The following is a 3,070-nucleotide window of genomic DNA, read 5'->3' as shown; positions in this document are numbered from 1 at the left end:
CTTTTAGTAAGATATATTTCTAAGTAGTTTATTTTAGTAGGTAATAGCTTTGAAATTTAAAAACTCACTTCTTCCCAAAGTGAGTTTTTTTATTCTATTGTAATACTATTTAGTACTTTTTCATCACCTAATTTATGAAGTCCTGCAGGACTTATATATAAATTATGAAACACCTCATTAATATTACCTAATTTAACTTTATATGCTACTAATCCAGATTTGGTATTTATACGTAAATAAGTACAAGAATCTATCCATTTAACATTAAATACATTAGTTTTACCATTAGTAATTACTGTTTCTAGTTCTTTATTATTTTTAATATTTCTAATTATAGTGTCTCTATCATCAACTAAAAATGTTCCATATTTTAACACATAACAATCTTTATAATTAGATACAAATTCTAATTGTTCTCGTTCTATAATAGTTTTAACAGGTGTAGTTTCTTTTGTAAAAAGAAATTGCTTTATAAATATTGAAATAAAAAAAGTAGCTATAAAAATTATATAAGCTCTTGCATAACCTAAACCTACTAAATTGTAATTAATTTTACTTGAAGATATTAAAGTAATAACTAAGCTGTACAATAAGAGTGTCCCTAAAATTATCCCTACTATATTTACATAAATACTAGATTTAAAAATGTTAGCATTTTGTCCTAAAATAAAAAAAATAAAAAATAATTCTCCTGCTAAAATAGCAAGTATATACTGCTTTTTGTTTTTCATTTATCCTCTAATCATAACAATATGTGGTATATTGTCTTCTAGATACTCTTCGCCTACTTCTTTAAAACCTAGATTATTATAAAAACGTTTTAAATACGTTTGTGCAGATATTTTTATTGTAGTTGTATTATACTGTGTTTTTACGGCTTCTATAGAAACTTCCATTATAGTATAACCATACTTAAATTGCCTTTCGTGAGCTCTAACTACTACTCTACCAATACTAGCATAATCAAAATAATCACCAGGTTTAAACATACGTGTATAAGCCACTAATTTATCTCCCTTGTACCCTAAAACATGTAAAGCATTTTGGTCTTTTCCATCTATGTCTTGGTAAATACAGTTTTGTTCAACCACAAAAACTTCACTACGTAATTGTAATAATTGATACAGCTCGTTTGTAGTTAATTCTTTAAAAGCTTTTACTTTTACATCTATCATAGGTATTAACAATGCGCAGGTATTTTATCTACCCTATTTTGGTGTCTTCCACCTTCAAAATCTGTTTCTAAAAAAGTATCTACCATTTGTAAAGCTTGTGGTATAGCTGTAAAACGAGCAGGAATACATAATATGTTAGCATTATTATGTTGGCGTATTAAAGATACAATCTCTTTAGTCCAGCATAAACCAGCACGAATATCTTGATACTTATTAGCTGTCATAGCAACACCATTTGCACTTCCACAAATTAAAATACCAAAGTCTGCTTTTTTATTTATTACATCTTTAGCTACAGGATGTACAAAATCTGGATAATCTACACTATCATTTGCATCTGTACCATAATTAGTAACAGTAATACCTTTAGCTTCTAAATGTTTTGCAATAGCAAATTTGTAATCTGTTCCTGCGTGATCGTTTCCAATAGAAATAGTCATGTGTTTAAGTTTTTTATTTCCCTATAGCGGAAATTTTAGTAGTTGTGTTATTAAACCTCAAAGTTAATAATTACATAACAACTACCTATTAATAACCTTTACATTATTAACAAGCTTATTTAATTTTGATAAATATAATTTTTAGCTATTAACAGTTATTACCTTTTAGTTCTATTTTTTGAAGTAAAAACACAATTTTAAAATTAGTATTTGCAAGATTTATTTTAATATTTATCTATTAAAATAATTAAATTTCTCATTACTAAATGGTTATATACGTTATCAACAATCGTGTAAAATTGTTCATTACTTAACGTTTAGATAATGATTACTTGTTAATATCTTATCAAAGGTTTTTAAAACTTTTATTAGGTTTATTAAATTAATTTTTCCATCACAGAATAGATGTGAAACAACCAAAAAAGTTAGCACTTTTTTTTGGTCAATTTTTCAAGCTAAAAAATGCACATACCAACATGTAATTTTTAATTTTTTATTAAAGATATCTTGTTAAACAGAGTTATTAACAGCTGTTAATAGCTATTTTAATTACTTTAAAAATGAGTACTTTAAATACATCATAACTTGTTAATAGAGTACTTTAATAAACAAATCAAACAAAAACTTAAAAAAGTTATACCGCTATTAACACCCAATAATAAGCATCATTATTTTTTTTAAATTTTTAAAAGAAAAAGATATATATGTATATATGTGTGGATAACTGTTTTTATTAATTTAATTTTAAAGAAATATTGATTTAATATTAAAAGTGTAGCTTTGCAGTAATCTTAATAGATTGATTTAAAAAGAATTCATATCCTTTTAAATCCACTTCCTATGAATTTAAGTTCGTCCGAACGTAAATAAAATCAATACTTTTAAGAGAATTAATTAATAAGATTTTCACTGAATTAGTGAAAACAAGAAGAAATAAATGACAAGAAAGAAAACAAGGAAATCGTCGAAGAATAAGATTTCCAACCTTACAAATACAATTCTAAGTATTTTAAAAAAAGATAGAAACCAATCCTACAATTATAAACAAATAGCAGCTAAACTTGGAGTAAATGATGCCAGTAGCAGAAATCAAATTATAAAAACCTTAGCTAAACTAGCTGCTAAACAAGAAATAGAGCAAGTAGATCGTGGTAAATTTAAAGCTATTAACAATGCAGAATACCATACAGGAATTTTTGATGCTACCCAAAAAGGCTCTGGCTATGTTATTTGTGATGATTTTGAAGATGATATTTTTATAGCATCAAACAATGTTAATAAAGCATTAAATGGCGATGAGGTAGAATTATATGTTTACAAGCGAAGAAAGAGAGGAAAACTAGAAGGAGAGATTACAAACATTATAAAACGTGCAAAAACAGAGTACGTTGGTGTAATCCAAATACACGAAAAAAAGAATTTTGCTTTCGTAGTAGTCGATGGAAACAAAATGTA

Annotated in this window: 3 protein-coding genes and 1 pseudogene; 1 reads left to right on the top strand and 3 read right to left on the bottom strand. The window is 25.9% G+C overall.

Going from position 1 to position 3,070, the window contains the following annotated elements:
* Window positions 1–89 precede the first annotated feature (89 nt).
* From ACVC2P_RS07800 to rpiB, 3 genes are read right to left on the bottom strand one after another with little or no spacing between them, the layout of a single operon-like run.
* Entirely contained in the window at window positions 90–731 is a 642-nt protein-coding gene (locus ACVC2P_RS07800; RefSeq protein ID WP_452597917.1) for a hypothetical protein, read from the bottom strand.
* Window positions 732–1,175, bottom strand: coding sequence for a GNAT family N-acetyltransferase (locus ACVC2P_RS07795; RefSeq protein ID WP_452597916.1), 444 nt, complete (start codon window positions 1,173–1,175; stop codon window positions 732–734).
* 5 nt (window positions 1,176–1,180) lie between these two features.
* Entirely contained in the window at window positions 1,181–1,615 is a 435-nt protein-coding gene (rpiB, locus tag ACVC2P_RS07790; RefSeq protein WP_452597915.1) for a ribose 5-phosphate isomerase B, read from the bottom strand.
* A 937-nt stretch (window positions 1,616–2,552) separates the two neighbouring features.
* On the opposite strand from rpiB, the pseudogene ACVC2P_RS07785 reads away from it, so the two are divergent.
* Window positions 2,553–3,070 (top strand): annotated as a pseudogene (locus ACVC2P_RS07785) (ribonuclease R); the annotation flags it as partial.

This window comes from Pontimicrobium sp. MEBiC01747, assembly GCF_053601635.1.
Note: the sequence above shows the minus strand (reverse complement) of the source record. Positions and strands in the feature narration are given on the sequence as shown.